At 72.7% G+C, this 18,240-nt stretch carries 16 protein-coding genes; 11 read left to right on the forward strand and 5 right to left on the reverse strand.

Annotation, left to right across the window (positions count from 1 at the left end; genetic code table 11):
* Window positions 1-8: 8 nt before the first annotated feature.
* A complete protein-coding gene (locus ACIA8R_RS48015) occupies window positions 9-833 on the reverse strand; it encodes an NAD(P)H-binding protein (protein ID WP_397044613.1) in 825 nt (274 codons plus the stop codon).
* A gap of 86 nt (window positions 834-919) precedes the next feature.
* On the opposite strand from ACIA8R_RS48015, the gene ACIA8R_RS48020 reads away from it, so the two are divergent.
* From ACIA8R_RS48020 to ACIA8R_RS48040, 5 genes are all read left to right on the forward strand, one after another.
* Window positions 920-1,498 carry a TetR/AcrR family transcriptional regulator gene (locus ACIA8R_RS48020; protein WP_397044615.1) on the forward strand — a complete coding sequence of 193 codons (579 nt, stop codon included), beginning with the start codon at window positions 920-922 and terminating at the stop codon, window positions 1,496-1,498.
* A 157-nt stretch (window positions 1,499-1,655) separates the two neighbouring features.
* Window positions 1,656-3,254 (forward strand): ABC-F family ATP-binding cassette domain-containing protein, encoded by a 1,599-nt coding sequence (locus ACIA8R_RS48025; protein WP_397044617.1) that lies wholly within the window; start codon window positions 1,656-1,658, stop codon window positions 3,252-3,254.
* 113 nt (window positions 3,255-3,367) lie between these two features.
* Window positions 3,368-3,583, forward strand: a complete 216-nt coding sequence (locus tag ACIA8R_RS48030) for a helix-turn-helix domain-containing protein (RefSeq protein WP_125642298.1) — start codon at window positions 3,368-3,370, stop codon at window positions 3,581-3,583.
* Window positions 3,584-3,728: 145 nt separating this feature from the next.
* Window positions 3,729-4,556, forward strand: a complete 828-nt coding sequence (locus tag ACIA8R_RS48035; protein ID WP_364098379.1) for an enoyl-CoA hydratase/isomerase family protein — start codon at window positions 3,729-3,731, stop codon at window positions 4,554-4,556.
* A gap of 102 nt (window positions 4,557-4,658) precedes the next feature.
* Entirely contained in the window at window positions 4,659-6,548 is a 1,890-nt protein-coding gene (locus tag ACIA8R_RS48040; protein ID WP_364098376.1) for an ABC transporter ATP-binding protein, read from the forward strand.
* Here ACIA8R_RS48040 and ACIA8R_RS48045 read toward each other — a convergent pair.
* On the reverse strand, window positions 6,520-7,404 hold the full coding sequence (locus ACIA8R_RS48045; RefSeq protein WP_397044619.1) for a sulfotransferase family protein: 885 nt from the start codon (window positions 7,402-7,404) through the stop codon (window positions 6,520-6,522). The genes ACIA8R_RS48040 and ACIA8R_RS48045 overlap by 29 nt on opposite strands.
* A 101-nt stretch (window positions 7,405-7,505) precedes the next feature.
* On the opposite strand from ACIA8R_RS48045, the gene ACIA8R_RS48050 reads away from it, so the two are divergent.
* Complete coding sequence (locus tag ACIA8R_RS48050; protein ID WP_357705786.1) at window positions 7,506-8,399, forward strand: LD-carboxypeptidase; 894 nt, start codon at window positions 7,506-7,508, stop codon at window positions 8,397-8,399.
* Between the two features lie 41 nt (window positions 8,400-8,440).
* A complete protein-coding gene (locus ACIA8R_RS48055; protein WP_397044621.1) occupies window positions 8,441-9,316 on the forward strand; it encodes a hypothetical protein in 876 nt (291 codons plus the stop codon).
* Window positions 9,317-9,329: 13 nt separating this feature from the next.
* Here the strand turns inward: ACIA8R_RS48055 and ACIA8R_RS48060 are convergent, their stop codons facing one another.
* Window positions 9,330-12,170, reverse strand: a complete 2,841-nt coding sequence (locus ACIA8R_RS48060; protein ID WP_397044623.1) for an AfsR/SARP family transcriptional regulator — start codon at window positions 12,168-12,170, stop codon at window positions 9,330-9,332.
* 168 nt (window positions 12,171-12,338) lie between these two features.
* On the opposite strand from ACIA8R_RS48060, the gene ACIA8R_RS48065 reads away from it, so the two are divergent.
* From ACIA8R_RS48065 to ACIA8R_RS48080, 4 genes are all read left to right on the forward strand, one after another.
* A complete protein-coding gene (locus ACIA8R_RS48065; RefSeq protein WP_357705789.1) occupies window positions 12,339-12,509 on the forward strand; it encodes a hypothetical protein in 171 nt (56 codons plus the stop codon).
* A gap of 77 nt (window positions 12,510-12,586) precedes the next feature.
* Window positions 12,587-13,105, forward strand: coding sequence for a hypothetical protein (locus ACIA8R_RS48070; RefSeq protein WP_364098361.1), 519 nt, complete (start codon window positions 12,587-12,589; stop codon window positions 13,103-13,105).
* A complete protein-coding gene (locus ACIA8R_RS48075; protein WP_397044626.1) occupies window positions 13,098-14,897 on the forward strand; it encodes an ABC transporter ATP-binding protein in 1,800 nt (599 codons plus the stop codon). The genes ACIA8R_RS48070 and ACIA8R_RS48075 overlap by 8 nt, the downstream gene beginning before the upstream one ends.
* Entirely contained in the window at window positions 14,894-15,307 is a 414-nt protein-coding gene (locus tag ACIA8R_RS48080) for a S26 family signal peptidase (protein ID WP_397044628.1), read from the forward strand. Before ACIA8R_RS48075 ends, ACIA8R_RS48080 begins: the two co-directional genes overlap by 4 nt.
* Window positions 15,308-15,351: 44 nt before the next feature.
* Here ACIA8R_RS48080 and ACIA8R_RS48085 read toward each other — a convergent pair whose 3' ends face one another.
* Window positions 15,352-17,667 carry an ATP-binding cassette domain-containing protein gene (locus tag ACIA8R_RS48085; protein ID WP_397044630.1) on the reverse strand — a complete coding sequence of 772 codons (2,316 nt, stop codon included), beginning with the start codon at window positions 17,665-17,667 and terminating at the stop codon, window positions 15,352-15,354.
* 91 nt (window positions 17,668-17,758) lie between these two features.
* Complete coding sequence (locus tag ACIA8R_RS48090; RefSeq protein WP_397044632.1) at window positions 17,759-18,130, reverse strand: hypothetical protein; 372 nt, start codon at window positions 18,128-18,130, stop codon at window positions 17,759-17,761.
* Window positions 18,131-18,240 lie beyond the last annotated feature (110 nt).

The following is an 18,240-nucleotide window of genomic DNA, read 5'->3' on the forward strand; positions in this document are numbered from 1 at the left end:
GGGAGCGGTCAGGAGGCGGGGAGGAAGGCGTCGGCGTGGTCGGCGAGGAAGGCGGCCAGGGTGCGCGGCGGCCGGCCGGTGACCTCCTCGACGGTCGTGGTGATCTCCGCCCAGCCGGTCCGGCTCAGCGTCGCCTGCGCGGTGGCCAGCTCGGTGGCGAACGGCTCCGGGATGCCCTGCCCGGCCAGCCGCGCGGCCATCTCCGGCACCGGCAGGTCCACGTAGGAGACGGGACGCCCGAGCACGCCGGTCATCGTCGCGGCGATCTCCTCGTGGCTGGGCGACTCGGGCCCGGTCAGCAGGTAGGAGCCCGAGGCCCCCACCGGCCGGGTCAGCAGGGCGGCGGCCACGGCGGCGATGTCCCTGGCGTCGATGTAGTTCATGCCGCCGGTGCCCCAGGAGCCGTGGAAACGGTCGCCGCGCACCTCACCGAGGAGGTTCTGCATGAACCCGGTCGGCTGGAGGATCGCGTGCGGCACGCCCGAGGCCCGCAGGTGCTCGTCGACCTCGCCGTGGGGTCCGGCGCTGAGCGCGGCTCCGGGGGCGGCGTCGCGTACGGAGACCTCGACGATCTGCGCCACGCCCGCCTCGGCGGCCAGGTCGATCACCTCGTTGAGCCGCTCGGCGAACGCGGGGAACGGCGAGCTGTTGAGGAACAGCCGGTCGCCGGGGGACAGCAGCCTGCCGATCGTCTCCGGGGCGGTGAAGTCGCCGACGGCGTGCCGTACGCCCAGGTCGGCGGGCTTACGGGACACCGCGAGCACGTCCTGGCCGGCGAGCTGGGCGACCAGGGCCCGGCCGATGGAACCGGTCGCGCCGGTGATCACGATCATGATGGCCTCCTAAGTGGAATCTCTTCGTCCGCTTGGCTGGACGGTACACTAAGCGGAAACAATTCGTCCACTTAGGAGGTCGCCACGTGCGCGCGGACGCCAGAAGGAACCTGGTCAAGATCCTCGACGCCGCCGCCCAGGTCATGGCCGAACGCGGCGTCAACGCGCCCATGGAGCTCATCGCGCGGCACGCGGGCGTCGGCGTGGGCACCCTCTACCGCCGCTTCCCCGACCGCGAGGCGCTCATCGCCGCGCTCGGCGAGCATTACGTCCAGTCGCTGGCCGAGGCCCTGGAACACGCCACGGACGGCGAGCGGGACGCCTGGAGCGCGCTGCGCGGCTTCGTGCTGTGGGCCGCCGCCCCCGGACGCGTCGCGCTGGCCGCCGCGCTGGCCCACCTGCCGCAGGAGGCGATCGCGGGCACGGCGGAGTTCGCCGAGAGCAAGGAGCGCTGGCTCGGCCTGCTCCAGGGGCTCGTCCGCCGGGCCCAGTCGGAGGGTGGCATGCGTCACGACGTGACCTGGGAGGACGTCGTCAGCCTGCTCAACGTCTTCACCTGCCATCCGGACGGGTTGCCCGGTCCGGTGGCCGCCCGTCCGGAGAAGTATCTGCACCTCATGCTCGACGGGATGGCCGCCGGCGCGGCGACCCCTCTTCCCGGCTGAGACCGCCCGTCCCACGCGTACCGCGGGGCACCTGGAGCCCCTATAAGCAGAGGTAGCGCCTGGCACGGGGGCCCTACACTGATCTGTATGCATACTCCCGATTGACCGGCGGTCGCACGCCCAATCCTCGTTTCCTAGCTCGGGAGTGTCCGCCAACATGATCATCGCCAGTGACATCGAGCTGCGCGCGGGCGCGCGTCTGCTCATCGAGAACGCCTCCTTCCGGGTCAACCCCGGCGACAAGATAGGTCTGGTCGGCCGCAACGGCGCGGGCAAGACCACGCTGACCAAGGTGCTCGCGGGCGAGGCGCTGCCCGCCGCGGGCGCGGTCACCTCCTCCGGCAGCATCGGCTACCTGCCCCAGGACCCCCGTCAGGGCGACCTGCAGGTGCTGGCGCGCGACCGCATCCTGTCCGCGCGCGGCCTCGACGAGGTCCTGCGCAAGCTGCGCGAGGCCGAGGTCGGCATGTCCTCGGCCGACGAGCGCACCCGCGAGAAGGCCGTCAGGAAGTACGGCCGGCTCGAAGACCAGATGCACGTGCTGGGCGGCTACGCGGCCGAGTCCGAGGCCGCCTCCATCGCCTCCAGCCTCGGTCTGCCCGACCGGGTCCTCGGCCAGACGTTGCAAACGCTTTCCGGCGGTCAGCGGCGTCGCGTGGAATTGGCGCGAATTCTTTTCAGCGGAGCGGAAACTCTCCTTCTAGACGAGCCGACAAACCACCTAGATGCGGACTCAATCGGGTGGCTTCGTGATTTTTTGCGCTCTCATCAAGGTGGCTTGGTGATCATCAGTCACGACGTCGGCCTTCTTGAAGCCACGGTCAACAAGGTCCTCCACCTCGACGCCAACCGCTCGATGATCGACCACTACAACGTCGGCTGGACGGCCTACCTGGCCCAGCGCGAGACCGACGAGAAGCGCAGGAAGCGCGAGCGGGCCAACGCCGAGAAGCAGGCGGGCGCGCTGCTGGCCCAGGCCGACAAGATGCGCGCCAAGGCCACCAAGGCCAAGGCGGCCCAGGACATGATGCGCCGGGCCCACCGCCTGCTGGCCGGCACCGAGGAGGAGCGCCAGAGCGACAAGGTCGCCCGCCTGCGCTTCCCCGAGCCCCGGCCGTGCGGCCGCACGCCGCTCATGGCCGAGGGCCTGTCGAAGTCCTACGGCTCCCTTGAGGTGTTCACCGACGTCAACGTGGCCATCGACCGAGGTCACAGGGTCGTCATCCTCGGCCTCAACGGCGCCGGCAAGACCACGCTGCTGCGCATACTCGGCGGCATCGAGTCCCCCGACACCGGCGACCTCAAGCCCGGCCACGGCCTGAAGGTCGGCTACTACGCCCAGGAGCACGAGACTCTCGACCCTTCTCGTACGCTGCTGGAGAACATGCGTTCGGCGGGCGGCGAGTTCACCGACACCGAGTTGCGCAAGGTCCTCGGCTCGTTCCTGTTCTCCGGCGACGACGTCGACAAGCCCGCCGGTGTCCTGTCCGGCGGCGAGAAGACCCGGCTGGCGCTGGCCATCCTGGTGTTGTCGAGCGCCAACGTCCTGCTGCTCGACGAGCCCACGAACAACCTCGATCCGGTCAGCCGCGAGCAGGTTCTCAACGCTCTGAGGTCGTATTCAGGAGCAATCGTCCTCGTCACCCATGACGAGGGTGCCGTTGACGCCTTGTCACCGGATAGGGTGATCTTGCTGCCTGACGGAACTGAAGACGCGTGGAGCGACGAATTTTCCGATCTTGTGGCACTTGCCTGATCTTAATTTGAGTGGGTACGGATCTTTTCCCGTGGAGTAGGTAGCCGATCCCGCTGAAATGACTGATCATGGCGGAGTAACGCTGCGGAAGTCCGGCACTACAGGAGGTACTCGTGGCCGAGACACTGAAGAAGGGCACCCGGGTCACCGGGGCCGACCGGGAAAAACTGGCCGGCGATCTCAAGAAGCGCTATGCGCAGGGCGAGAGCATCCGCGCCCTGGCCGCTTCGACCGGTCGGTCCTACGGGTTCATCCACCGCATCCTTAGCGAGTCCGGTGTGACTCTGCGCGGGCGCGGCGGGGCGACTCGAGGCAAGTCCAAGCGCTGACGGCTGCCTCGGTACGTGCGACCGCAGCCGCCCGTCCCTTGTCAGTCGCTGTCGCGCCCGAGCCAGAATCATATTCTGTAAGCTCGGGCGCGACGGTCAGCCTTGGTCTCGCACCCCGTGCGCGACCGGACGGAGGGAGCAGGCGATGGCGGAAGCACAGGCGCAACAGCGCGGGGGGAACGCGGAGGACGTCTCTGCCGAAAGGCTGGCGGAGATCGGGCTTCGTCATGAGGTGGACGGTGAGATAGCGACGATCACGCTGGACCGGCCGGAAAAGCGCAACGCACAGACGTTCGCGACATGGTCGGCGCTGGCTCGCATCGGCGAGAGCCTGCCCGAGCAGGTGCGCGTCGTCGTCGTCAAAGGTGAGGGACCGTCCTTCTCGGCAGGAATCGACCTGCGGATGTTCACACCAGAGGGAGTGCCCGGACAGGGCTCGTTCAGTTCGGCCGCCGCAACCGACGGCGAGACCTTCGAGCAGCGCATACGTCAGGCCCAGGACGGGTTCCTGTGGCTGCGCCGCCCGGAGATCGTCTCCATCGCCGCCGTGCAGGGGCACGCGATCGGCGCGGGGTTCCAGCTCGCGCTCGCCTGTGACCTGCGCATCGTGGCCGACGACGTCACCTTCTGCATGAAAGAGCCCGCACTGGGCCTGGTCCCGGATCTGACGGGGACCAAACCGCTGGTCGAGCTGGTCGGACTGGCCAAGGCGATCGACATCTGCCTGACCGCCAGGAACGTGTACGCCGAGGAGGCCATGCGCATCGGCCTCGCGGAGCAGGTGGTCGCCGGGGGCGACCTGGACAAGACCGTACAGAACAAGATCGCGGAGCTGCTGTCGACGAACCGGGACGCGGCGGTGGCGACGAAGCGCCTCCTCCAGGGGGCGCGGGCGCGCTCCCTGGAGGAGCAGAGTGCGGCCGAGGGCAGGGAACAGGCCAAGCGCATCAGATCCCTGTTCGGACCGCGTTAGAGCCACCGCTCGGGGGCGGGGCTCTGGTTCGCCGTGAGCGGATCGTGGAATCGCCGGGTGTCCTCGTGACGCTGACCCGGGGGAGGAGGAGGGATCCCCCGTATGGCGATGATGGGAGGGGGCTTCGGCCCTCATGTCTGGACGTCGCTGCGCCGTGACGGCTCGGTGACCAAGCAGCGCATCGCGCCGGGCACGGTCCGGCGCATCGGGCGGCACGCGCGCCCGCACACCAGGAAGATCGTGGCGTTCCTGCTGCTCGTGACGGTGGGGGCGGTGATCGTGGTCGCCAACCCGCTGCTGATGAAGGCGATCATCGACGACGGCATCCTGACCGGGCGCACCGGCGTGGTGATCGGCCTGGCCGTGGCCATCGCCGCGCTCGCGGTCCTCGACGCCGGGCTGACGCTGGCGCAACGCTGGTTCTCCGCGCGCATCGGCGAGGGGCTCATCTACGACCTGCGCACCGAGGTGTTCGACCACGTGCAGCGCATGCCGGTGGCCTTCTTCATGCGGGCCCAGACCGGCGCGCTGGTCAGCAGGCTCAACAGCGACGTGATCGGCGCCCAGCGGGCGCTGACCAGCACGTTGTCGTCGGTGGTGTCCAACGTGGTCAGCCTGGTCCTGGTGCTGGGCGCGATGCTGGCGCTGTCGTGGCAGGTGACGCTGGTCGCGCTGGTGCTGCTGCCGATCTTCATCGTGCCCGCCAAGTACGTCGGCCGGCGCATGTCCGCGCTCACCCGCGAGCAGATGCAGCTCGACGCCGAGATGAGCTCGGTCACCACCGAACGCTTCAACGTGGCCGGCGCCATGGTCGCCAAGCTCTACGGCCGGCCCGAGGACGACGCGGCCACCTACGCCGCCCGCGCGGCCCGCGTCCGCGACGTCGGCGTGACCGTCGGCATGTACGGCACGGTGTTCCGGGTCGCGCTCGGCCTGGTCGCCGCCCTGGCCACCGCGCTGGTCTACGGCATCGGCGGCGTGCTCGCCGTCGGGGGCGCCTTCGAGCTGGGCACCCTGGTGGCCCTGACCGCCCTGCTGATGCGCCTGTACGGCCCGCTGACGTCCCTGTCCAACGTGCACGTCGACGTGATGACGGCGCTGGTCAGCTTCGACCGCGTCTTCGAGATCCTCGACCTCAAGCCGATGGTCGCCCAGCGGCCCGGCGCGCGGCCGGTGCCCGAGGGGCCGGTCACCATCGACTTCGACGACGTGCGCTTCCGCTACCCGTCGGCCGAGGAGGTCTCGCTGGCCTCGCTGGAGTCGGTGGCCCGGCAGGACTCCGGGGGGCCGTCGCAGGAGGTGCTCAAGGGCGTCTCGTTCACCGCCCGTCCCGGGGAGATGATCGCCCTGGTCGGCCACTCCGGCGCGGGCAAGACCACCATCACCTCCCTGGTCTCCCGCCTCTACGACGTCGGCGCGGGGGCCGTCCGGATCAACGGGCTCGACGTGCGCGAGGCCACGCTCGACTCGCTGCGCGACACCGTCGGCGTCGTCATGCAGGACGCCCACCTCTTCCACGACACGATCGGCGCCAACCTCCGCTACGCCCGGCCCGGCGCGAGCGACGAGGAGATCCGGGACGCCCTGCGCGCCGCGCAGATCGGCGACCTCGTCGAGGGGCTGCCCGACGGGCTCGACACCGTCGTCGGCGACCGCGGCTACCGGCTGTCCGGCGGCGAGAAGCAGCGGCTCGCGCTGGCCAGGCTGCTGCTGAAGGCGCCGCGGGTGGTCGTGCTCGACGAGGCGACCGCGCACCTCGACTCCGAGTCCGAGGCGGCCGTGCAGCTCGCGCTCAAGAAGGCCCTGCAGGGCCGTACGTCGCTGGTCATCGCCCACCGGCTGTCCACGATCAGGGAGGCCGACGAGATCCTCGTCGTGCACGACGGGCGCGTGGCCGAGCGCGGCCGGCACGAGGAGCTGCTGGAGCGCGGCGGTCACTACGCCGAGCTCTACCGCACGCAGTTCAGCTCGGGAGGTAGCCCAGCCGGGTGAGCTCCTGGCGGGCCACCTTCTCCACCAGCTCCAGGTCGGCCGGCCGCAGCCGCTCGCGCCAGGCGCCGACCTCGGGGGCGCGGGAGCCGTACAGGGCGATCTTGGACACCCGCGTCTCCAGGAAGCCGGTGAGCGCGGCGATCGTCTCGGCGGGCTTGAGCGCCAGGTCCTCGTAGCGGACGGTGAGGAGCTGCTGCTCGGGCAGTTCCCGGCGCAGCTCGGCGCTCAGCCGCACGGCGCTGCGCCAGCGCAGCGCCGCCTTGCCCGCCGTGGGCATGCCCTTCCACCGGTCGAGGTGCTCGTCCTTGTTGACGCCGAGGAAGGTGTTGGGGAACTCGGTGCTCTCGGAGAGCATCGCGGGCTTGAACCAGGCCAGGCACGCCGGGTCGCCGAGCATGCCGGCGACGGCGTCCCTGCCGTCCCTGATCAACTGGACGAAACGGGCGTCGGGGAACGCCTGGAGCAGCACGAGCGCGCTGTAGAGCAGGTCGGGGCTGCCGTCGCCGAACCGCGTCACCTCCTCCGCCGCCACGCACGGGCCGCTGCCGGTCACGCCGCCCGCCTCCCGGCACGGCTCGGCGCACTGCGCGCACGAACGCGGGGAGACCTGCCAGGACTCGGCCAGCGCGTCGCGCAGCACGCGGACCGCCCCCGACGTGCGGCCGATGGAGGGTTTGCGGGCGAAGGCGTACACGACGTGCGCCACGTTCGCGCGGCCCGTCGTGACGTGGAAGCCCGGGGAGCGTTTCAGGGCACGGGCCAGCAGGTCCGCGCCGGAGTGCGGGGCACCGAGCAGGAAGACGGGCCTGCGGACCTTGATGCCGTTGACCACGAGGATGTGGGGCGGAAGTCGCATACTGGACCACAAGTGTGACACCGTTTGGCAGGTGAACGAGCCAATCAGCGTTTCGGTGCTTACGCGGGCCCCGGCGCTCCCAGGCGTCCAGGAGTTGATCGATGCAGCAAGGTGACACCGTCGCGATCGTCATGCCGTCGGGGCCGCCCTCGGCCGTCCTGCTCGGGCGGGGTGTCGAGCGGCTGGAGGCCCGCGGTCTGAAGGTGGTGGCCGGGCCGCACGCGCTCGACCGCCAGGACCTCGACTACCTGGCCGGTGAGGACGCCGCCCGCGCCGCCGACCTCCAGGCCGCCTGGTGCGACCCGGCCGTCTCGGTGGTCTTCTGCGGCAGGGGCGGCTACGGCGCGGCCAGGCTGCTCGACCTGCTCGACTGGGACGCCATGCGCGCGGCCGGGCCGAAGGTGCTCGTCGGGTCGAGCGACATCACGGCCCTGCACAACGCCTTCGCGATCGAGCTGGGCGTGCCGACGCTGCACGGCCCGATGCCGGCCTGCGACCTCATCGCCGGCGAGCAGGGCCCCGAGCCGAGCTCGTGGGAGAGCCTGTGGGCGGCGCTGGCCGGGGAGCGCGCGACCGTGCGCGGCGACCGGGTGCTGGTGCCCGGCCGGGCCGAGGGCGTGCTCACCGGCGGCAACCTGTCGCTGCTCGCCTCGATGTGCGGCACCCGGTACCAGCCCTCGTTCGACGGCAGGCTGGTGCTGCTGGAGGACATCGGGGAGGAGCCGTACCGGATCGACCGGATGGTGACGCAACTGCTCCAGGCGGGGGCGTTCGACGGGGTGCGCGGGATCGTGCTGGGGTCGTGGGTGGACTGCGGCGATCCGTACCCGGTGCTGGTGGACCGGCTGGCGCCGCTCGGGGTGCCCGTGGTGGCCGGGCTTCCGGTGGGACACGGGTCACCACAGATGAGCGTGTGGCTGGGGGAGCTTGGGGCTATCGATACCGAATCGTGCTCCCTGGCTGGTCCGTTCCGCGACGGGGAGCAGGCAAGGTAGGAAGACACGTAAAGGGACGAACCCGACAGAGGGGACGGTGTGTGAGCTTCTTCAGGCGCGACCCTGAGCCCTCCCGCCGGCCGATCGAGGACGTCGACCTCGACTCCCTGCTCGGCCTCGTGGCGGAGTCCCTGCGGTTCGTGTGCGAGTTCGCCCGCGACGGCGCGTCGCTGACCCTGCGCGGCGACGGCATCGCCGAGCTGGTCGTGAAGCTGACCGGGCTGCGCCGCGAGGCCGGGCGCCGGGCCAGGGAGGACTGGCCGGTGCTGGTCTCCGAGCACCTCGCGCACGCCCTCGCCACCGCCGACGAGCGCTACGACGCCTGCGACCTCGACCAGGTCGCGTCCCTGCTGCGCACCCGGGTGGAGGCCGTCGACGAGGTCGCCGACCTGACCCGGGTGGTGGGGCGGCACCTCAACGCCGACCTGGTGGAGCTGCTGACCGTCGGCTCCCGCCTGGTGCGGCCCGAGGAGGCCGGCTGCTGGCCCGTCCCGACCGCTCAGGCGCTCGACCTGGCCGTCGCGAACGTCCGGCGGGAGGAGCGGCTGCGGGCCGAGAGCATCGAGCTGGGCGGCACGCCGGTGACCCGGCTGACCGGCATGACCCCGGCGGCCGCCACCCATCTGCGCTGGCTCGGCGACCACCTCGCGGTGCCCGCCGACGGGGTGCTGGTGGTGCTGCCGGACCCGTACACGATGCTGGTGCACCCGGTGGACGGCATCGGGGTGGTGCGGGCCATCGAGCGGCTGCGGGTGCACGCGGCGCGTACGGGTGGGCTGAGCTCGCAGGTCTACTGGTGGCACCAGGGGCGGCTGACGCTGATCCGGGCCGACATCGTGGTGCAGCAGGGGCAGACGAGGCTGGTGGTGGCGCCGCCGCCGGAGTTCGCCCGCATCATCGCCCGCCTGGCCGTCTGACCCGCCGGACGGCTCACCGGCCCCGCGGCGGGTGTTCCCCGTGGCGCAGGGCCGCGCAGCGGGCGCGGACCGACTCCGCCTGGGCGTCCCCGAGGGTGTCGTAGCACTCCAGAGCCCGCCTCCAGGCGTTCAGGGCCTTGGCGGGGTCGCCGGCGGCGGCGTGCGTGTCGCCGAGCCGCACCAGCGTCTCCGCGGCCGGGTGCGGGTCGTCGCAGCCCAGCAGGAGCTCGGCCGCCCGCTCGTAGCAGGCCACGGCCCGTCCGTGGTCGCCCATGGCGTCCAGGACGTAGGCGACGCTGTCCCAGGCGTGGCCCTCGCCCTGGGCGTAGCCGAGGTCGGCCAGGATGCGCTGCGCCCGGCTGCAGTCCGCGTACGCCTGGTCGTACTCGCGGCGCTGGGCGCGCCACCAGCCGGCGTTGTTCAGCGCGCGGGCCTGGCCGATGGCGTCGCCGCCCGCCTCGAACAGCTCCAGGGCCCGCAGCGCGTGGCGCAGCTCCTCGCCGGGCCGCACCCGGCTGACCGGAACGGCCAGGCCGAGGTGCAGGTGCGCCTCCAGGACCGGCTCCCCGAGGTCGCGGTGCAGCTCGACGGCCCGCTCGAAGTGCGCGACCGCCTGCTGGTCGGCACCGAGCTTGGCGTGGGCGCGGGCCAGGCGGCTGTGACAGCCCGCCTGGGCCAGGAGGTCGCCGAGCCGCTCCGCGCACTCCAGCGCCACCTCCTGGACGCCCAGGATCTCCTCCCAGGGGCCGCGGCGCTGCATGAACTCGCCGAACCCCCAGGCGAGCTGCCAGGCGTGCCGGTCCAGCCCGGCCCGCGCCGCCTCCGCCACCAGCGCGGGCAGCGCCACCGACTCGGCGGCGTACCAGCGCAGGGCCTCCTCCGGGGCGGTGAAGCGCTCGACGGTGACGCCGCGGGCGGGCCGCGCCGGCGCGAGGTGCTCGCGGTGCGGGTAGCAGGCGGCGCTGGCCGCGCAGGCCGAGTGCAGGTAGTGGTCCAGCAGGCGGCGCGTGGCGGCCCGGCGGGTGGCCGGGCGGTCGGCGGCCCGTGCCTGCTCGGCGGCGTACGCGCGCAGCAGGTCGTGCAGGCGCGGCCGGCCGCGGGCCGACAGCTCGACCAGGTTGGCGCGGTCGAGCTGGTCGACGAGCCCGCGGGTGCGCTCCACGGGCAGGCCGGCCAGGCTCGCGACCGCGGCCAGCGCGAGGTGCGGTCCGGCCTGGCCGCCGAGCCGGCGGAACAGCCGCGCGGCCTCCTCGGGCAGCTCGCGGTAGGACCGGCCGAACACGGTCCGCAGGTCGATCGCGGGATCGGTGTCGGCGAACGGCTCCAGATCCGCACCCGCGCGGTCCAGACCGGCGGCGATCTCGGCCAGGGGGAGGTCGGAGCGGCGGACCGTACGGGCCGCCACGATGGCCAGGGCCAGCGGCAGGCGGCCGCACCTGTCGACGATCAGCTCCGCGGCCTCGGGTTCGGCGGCCAGGCGGTCCGCGCCCACCCGGGCGGCCAGCAGGCCGTGCGCCTCGTCGGCGGACAGGACGTCCAGGTGCAGCAGGGACGCGCCCACGGTGACCGACAGCGCGGGCAGCTCCGTCCGGCTGGTGATCACGGTCAGGCAGCCGGGCGCCGTGGCCAGGAGCGGGGTGACCTGCTCGGCGGCGCGGACGTCGTCCAGCACGACGAGCACCCGGCGGGTGGCCAGCAGGCTGCGGTAGAGCCCGGTCCGGTCCTCGACGCCCGGCGGGATCCGGGTCTCCGGCACGCCGAGCGCGCCCAGGAAGCGGGACAGGACGGCTGAGGCGTCGGCCGGGTCGAGGGCGCCGAGGTGGGCGTGGAGCTGGCCGCCGGGGAACCGGTCGCGGTGGTGGTGCGCCCAGTGCAGCGCCAGCGAGGACTTGCCGACGCCGGGCGGTCCCGAGATCACGCAGACGGCCGCGGAGCCGGCCAGTCGCTCCAGCTCGGCCTTGCGGCCCACGAAACCGGCGAGCCGGGCGGGCAACTGCGCGGGAACCGGCGGCGCGTCCACGCCCGGCGCGGTCCCGCCCGGAGCGTCCCCGCCCGGAGCGTCCCCGCCCGGAGCGTCCCCGCCCGGCGGGCCTGGCCGGGGCTCCGGTGCCGCCTGACGGCGTGTTCCGGTTGTCCGGCCTGTCCCGCCTGTTCGGAGGAGCAGGTGGTGGAGGTCGCGGAGGGCGGCGCCGGGTTCGACGCCCAGTTCCTCGGCGAGGGTGCGGCGTACGCCGGCGTAGCGGGCCAGTGCCTCGGCGGTCCGGCCGCCCTCGTGCAGCGCCTCGATGAGCGCGACGGCCACCAGCTCGTCCAGCGGGTACGCCTCGGCCAGCGGCGACAGTGCCGCGACCGCGGCCCCGGGGTCCTCGGCCGACACCGTACGGGCCCAGCGCAGCACGACCTCCTTGCGCTCCTCCCACAACCGCCGGCGCACCCGTTCGGTCCACTCGCCCGGTAGCCCGGTCAGCGGGTCGCCGCGCCACAACGCCAGCGCCTCCTCCAGCGGCGGACGAGGATCGGCCGCCGTCGCCGCCACCTCGGCCAGGCTCCGGAAGCGCCGCAGATCCACGCCCGGCTCGGCCACGTCGAGCTGATAGCCGCCGACCCGGCGCAGCACGCGGCCCTCGTCGCCGAGCACCTCGCGACGCAGCCGGGTGATGATCGTGTACAGCGTGTTCCGCGCGCCCGGCGGCACGCGTTCGCCCCAGATCCGGGCCTCCAGCGTCTCGGCGGGCACGACCCGGCCCACCTCCCAGGCCAGCGCGGCGAGCGCGAGCGCGGCCTGCGGAGGCCGTACCGGCCTGGTCTGATCCGCGCGCTCCAGCTCCACCGGTCCGAGCAACCGAATCATCATGATCTTCGAGCCTAATCAAGGGGGACCGGTTCATCCCGCGTTGTCACGTCTTCGAGACGGCATTGAGAAGTCATTGAGAAATCGCTCAGACGGCCGGGTGAGGCTGCCCGGGTCAGTTCGTCCTCCCGCCGGGCCGGATCCGGCGGGGATCACGGAAGGCAGGGGTACATGCGTATTCTCACCGGACTCTGCGACCGTCTCGTCGCGCGTCTCGTCCCCCAGGTGACCGCCGCGGCGGCCGGTTGCTGGGTCGAGCGGAAGAACGGTCTGTGCCGCCGCTGCTGCGACTACGGCGACAAGGGCGTCAGGTGCAACGGCTGGTCGACGTACTGCCTGTAGGCACCGCGATCTGACGTGACGGGCCGGGCTCCGCCGACGGGGTCCGGCCCGCTGTCCCCCGTGACGAGGAGGTCTCAGTGATTCACGCCCTGGCGGCGGCCGTGCTGGTGCTGGCGGCGCTGACCGTGCTCAACCTGATGGTGGGCCTGGGGATCGTCCGCCGGTTGCGGGCGCACGCCGAACGGCTCGACGCCCTGGACGGATCCGCCGGCGGCCCGCCGCCCTCGCTCGAACCCGGCGACACGGCCGCGGAGTTCCTGCCGGGGGCCGACCTGCCCGCGCGCACGCTGGTCGGCTTCTTCTCCCCGTCCTGCGCGCCGTGCGAGGAACTGGCCCCCCGGTTCGCCGAACTGGCCGCCACGATGCCGCGCGCGCAGGTCGTCGCCGTGATCGCGGGCCCGCCCGGCGAGGCGGAGCCCATGCGCGCACTGCTCGACCCGGTGGCCACGGTCTTCGCCGGCGAGCCCGACGGAGGGCAGCCGGCGCGGGCGTTCAAGGTCGAGGTCTTCCCCAAGGTCTTCCTCGTCGACGACAGCCGTACCGTGCTCGCGGCCGGACACGACCTGGCCGGCGTGACGGCGGTCGCGCGTGGCTGAGCGGTCCGGGCCGCTCGCGGTGGCCCGGCTGGCCTGGAGCAGCGCGCCGGCCATGGTCGTCGGCTACCTGGCGGCCACCCTGGCGCAGGCCGCCGTCCCGATCGCGGCGGCCTGGTTCACCAAGAGCGTGTTCGACGTGCTGACCGCCCACGGCGGATCGGTGACGGGCCCGGCGCTCGGGCTGGCGGCGAGCGGGCTGGCCGCCGGCGTGCTGCCGAGCCTGTCCGGCTACGCCAACGCCGCCCTGGGCAGGGCCGCCGGGCTGCGCGCCACCGACCGGCTGTTCGCCGCCACCGAACGCTTCGCCGGACTGCGCCACTTCGAGGACCCCGCGTTCCTGGACCGGCTGCGGCTGGCGCAGCAGGCCACCGTCACCTGTCCCACGCTGCTCGGGTCCGCCTTCGACGTCGGCAGGGCCGCGCTGACGGTCACCGGGTTCCTCGGCGTGCTGGCCGTGGTCGATCCCTGGCTGGCGGCCGTCGTGCTGGCCTCGCTGGTGCCGGCGCTCGCCGTACAGCTGCGCCTGGCCAGGAGGCAGGTGGCGATGCTCTGGCAGACCAGCCATGCCGAGCGGCGGGAGCTGTTCTACGGCCAGCTCCTGACCAGCGCCGAGGCCGCCAAGGAGGTCCGGCTGTTCGGCATCGGCGGGTTCCTGCGCGGGCGGATGCTGACCGAACGGGCCCGCATCGACCGCGCCGAGCGCCGCCTCGACCTGCGCCGCCTGGCCGCGAACGGCGCGCTCGAACTGCTGGCGGCGCTGGTGGCCGGAGGCGGGCTGCTCTGGGCGGGCGTGGCGGCGGGCGCGGGCCGGATCGGCGTCGGCGACGTGGCCATGTTCATCGGCGCGATGGCCGGCACACAGGCGGGGCTCAACACGATGGTGCAGATGATCGCGCAGATGGCGCAGAGCCTGCGCCTGTTCGGCCACTACCTGGACGTCGCCGGCACCCCCTCCGACCTGCCCGTGGCGGCGGCCCCGGCGCCGGAGCTGCGGCACGGCATCGAACTGCGCGACGTGTGGTTCCGCTACGGCGACGAGCATCCCTGGATCCTGCGGGGCGTGAGCCTGTTCATCCCGCGCGGCCACAGCCTCGCCCTGGTCGGCCTGAACGGCGCGGGCAAGAGCACCCTGGTCAAGCTGCTGTGCCGCTTCTACGACCCCACCAGGGGCACGATCCTGTGGGACGGGACCGACCTGCGCCGCCTCGACCCGGCCACCCTGCGCGCCCGCATCGGCGCCGTCTTCCAGGACCACATGGCCTACGACCTGACCGCCGCCGAGAACATCGGCCTGGGCAACCTCGCCCAGCTCGGCCACCGGCCCGCCATCGAGGCCGCGGCCCGGCGGGCCGGCGTGCACGACACGCTCGCCGCCCTCCCGCACGGCTACCGAACCCCGCTGACCAGGCTCTTCGTCGGCGACGACGGAGAGGGAGGCGGCGCGCAGGCCGGGGTCGAGCTGTCGGGCGGGCAGTGGCAGCGCGTCGCCATAGCCCGCGCGCTGCTGCGCGACGCCCCCGACCTGATGATCCTCGACGAGCCCAGCTCCGGCCTGGACCCCGAGGCCGAGCACGACGTGCACGTCCGGATGCGGGCCGGGCGGGCGGGGCGTACCGGGCTGCTCGTCTCGCACCGGCTCAACACCGTCCGCGACGCCGACCTCATCGTCGTGCTGGAGGAGGGACGGGTGGCCGAGCGGGGACGGCACGAGGAGCTGATGGCCAGGCAGGGCCCCTACGCCCGGCTGTTCACCCTGCAGTCCGCCGGTTACGTCGAGGAGCCGGCCGGATGAGCTACCTGGCCGGGCTCGTGCTGGTGGTGGCCGCCGCCGCCTTGGTGTGGGCGCGACGGCGGTTCCTGTCGGTACGGGTCGAGGGCGTCAGCATGGAGCCGACGCTGCGGCCGGGGCAGCGGCTGCTGGCCCGGCGGGCCGAGGGGACGACCGGCGACATCGTGATCGTGCGCAACCCGAACGCCACCGCCCCCAACCCGCCGTTGCTGGTCAAGCGGCTGGTCGCGGGCGGGGGCGAGCGGCTGCCCGCCGTCCTGGGCGGCGGGCTCGTGCCCGCCGGGCGGATCGCCGTCCTGGGTGACAACCCGCGGCGCAGCGTGGATTCGCGGCACTTCGGTCTGCTGCGCGCCTCCGACGTGGTGGCGGTCGTCAGGTCCCGGCAGCGGGGGAGCGGCGGCACGCCGGGCTGACGCGCGGACCTCCCCGGGCCCGGCGGCCCGGGAGGTCCGGCCCGCTACGGGGCCTGGTGTCCCACGTAGTCGCGCAGGTGCACGGCGGTGAGCGAGTCGCCCTCCGCCACGAGCCGCGCCGGGGTGCCGGTGAACACCACCTGGCCGCCGTCGTGGCCGGCGCCCGGACCGAGGTCGATGATCCAGTCGGCGTGGGCCATCACGGCCTGGTGGTGCTCGATCACGATGACCGTGTTGCCGTCGTCCACCAGCCGGTCCAGCAGGGCCAGCAACTTGTCCACGTCGGCCAGGTGCAGGCCCGTGGTGGGCTCGTCCAGCACGTACGTGGTGCCGTTCCTGGCCATGTTGATGGCCAGCTTGAGCCGCTGGCGCTCGCCGCCCGACAGCGTGGTGAGCGGCTGGCCGAGCCCGACGTAGCCCAGGCCGACCGAGTGGAGGCGGTCGAGGATCGTCCTGGCCTGGCCGGTGGTGAAGAACTCGCGCGCCTCGGCCACCGGCATCTCCAGGACCTCGCTGATGTTCTTGCCGCGCAGCCGGTACGTCAGCACCTCCGGCGTGAACCGCCGGCCCTCGCACGCCTCGCACACCGACGCCACGTCGGCCATCATCGCCAGCTCGGTGTAGATCAGGCCGATGCCCTTGCAGGCCGGGCAGGCGCCTTCGGAGTTCGCGCTGAACAGGGCCGGCTTGACCCCGTTGGCCTTGGCGAACGCCGTGCGGATGGGGTCGAGCACGCCCGTGTACGTGGCCGGGTTGCTGCGCCTGGACCCGCGGATCGCCGACTGGTCGGCGACCACCACGCCCTCGCGGCCGGAGACGTATCCGTGGATGAGCGAGCTCTTGCCCGAGCCGGCCACGCCCGTGACGACGGTGAGCACCCCGAGCGGGATGTCCACGTCGACGCCGCGCAGGTTGTGCAGGGTCGCGCCGCGGACCTCCAGGTGCCCCTTGGCCGGGCGGACGCCGGTGCGCAGCGCGGCCCGGTGGCCGAGGTAGCGGCCGGTCAGGGTGCCGGAGTCGCGCAGCCCGCCGAGGTCGCCGGCGTAGCAGATGCGGCCGCCCCCGGTGCCCGCGCCGGGACCGAGGTCCACGACGTGGTCGGCGATCTCGATCACCTCGGGCTTGTGCTCGACCACGAGCACGGTGTTGCCCTTGTCGCGGAGCTGGAGCAGCAGGTTGTTCATCCGCTGGATGTCGTGCGGGTGCAGCCCGGCGGTCGGCTCGTCGAAGACGTAGGTGACGTCGGTCAGGCTGGAGGTCAGGTGCCGCACCATCTTCACGCGCTGGGCCTCGCCGCCCGACAGCGTGCCGGACTCGCGGTCGAGGCTGAGGTAGCCCAGGCCGATCTCGACCAGCGAGTCCAGCGTGTCGCGCAGCCCGAGCAGCACCGGGCCGACGCTCGGCTCGTCGATGCCCTTGACGAACTCGGCCAGGTCGTTGATCTGCATGGCCGAGCAGTCGGCGATGTTGTGGCCGCCGATGAGGGAGGACCTGGCGGCCTCGTTCAGGCGTGAGCCGCCGCAGGCGGTGCAGCCGGTCAGCTTGAGCGCCCGGTCGGCGAAGGCGCGCGCCTGCGGCTGCATCGACTCGCGGTCCTTGGCCAGGTACTGGCGCTTGACCTTGGTGACGAGCCCCTCGTAGGTGAAGTTGCTCGTGCCGTACTTGATCTTCGTGGCGGGCTTGTCGAGCAGGTCCGCCCACTGCTCGGGGGTGAAGTCGCGCAGCTTGGTGTCGGGGTCGTACAGGCCGGAGCCGACCATGATCTGCCAGTACCAGGTGTCCACCGCGAAACCGGGGACCTTGATCGCGCCCTCGTTCAGGGTCCTGTCCCGGTCGACCAGCTCGTCGACGTCGACGCCGGCGACCTTGCCGAGCCCCTCGCACTCGGGGCACATGCCCTCGGCGCGGTTGAAGCTGAACGCGAACGGCGGCCCGACCTGCGGAGAGCCGAGCCGGCTGAACAGGATCCGCAACATCGTGTACGTGTCGGTGGCGGTGCCCACGGTCGAGCGGGCGTTGGCGCCCATCCGCTCCTGGTCCACGATGATCGCCGCGCTCAGGTTCCGCAGCGAGTCGACGTCCGGACGGGCGAGGCTCGGCATGAAGTTCTGGACGAACGTGGTGTACGTCTCGTCGATCAGCCGCCGGGACTCCGCGGCGATCGTGTCGAAGACGAGCGAGGACTTCCCGGACCCGGACACGCCGGTGAACACGGTGAGGCGGCGCTTGGGCAGGTCGAGGTCGACGCCGGTGAGGTTGTTCTCGCGGGCGCCGCGTACCTGGATGATGTCGTGGCTGTCGGCGGCGGTGTGATCGGAGGAGCGGGCGCGTACGGCGTCGGTCTTGGCGCTGGTGGCCACGGAATCCCTTCTTGTCACATCAAATGGGGAGCAGGGTAGGCGATCGTACCGTACGCCATACGGTGGCCGTGGGCTCCTGGAAAACCGGCGATCAGCGGGACCGGGCGATCAACGACGTGACGAGCGAGGCGGCCAGCGGCAGCAGCGTCAGGCCGGCCAGGAACAGCAGCCCGACCGGCCACAACCCCTGCCCGCCCGACCGCAGCTCGCCCACCACCCCGGCGGCGAAGTGCACGAAGAACGGCGCGGCGGCGACGGCCCCCCACAGCGGATGCGGGACGGCCCACGCGGCGAGCCCGGCCAGGACCGCCAGCGCGGCGAAGGCCGGAAGCAGCGCGGGCGAGTCGAGGACGTCCTTGGGAGCGTCCGGGGCGACCGCGCGCGCGGTCAGCACGCACACGGCGACGGCGGCGACGCCTCCGGCGATCAGGATCACTGCCCACAGCAGGGCGGAACGCGGCATCTCACTCCTCACACTGGTCCTGAGGGCCAGCATGCCCGCGCCGGGCCCGGGGACACGAGCGCTCACCTACTCAACCCGCCTGAGGAGAACAGGCAAGCGTCGGCTCGACC

The sequence above is a fragment of the Nonomuraea sp. NPDC051191 genome, from assembly GCF_044455665.1.
Lineage (GTDB): Bacteria > Actinomycetota > Actinomycetes > Streptosporangiales > Streptosporangiaceae > Nonomuraea.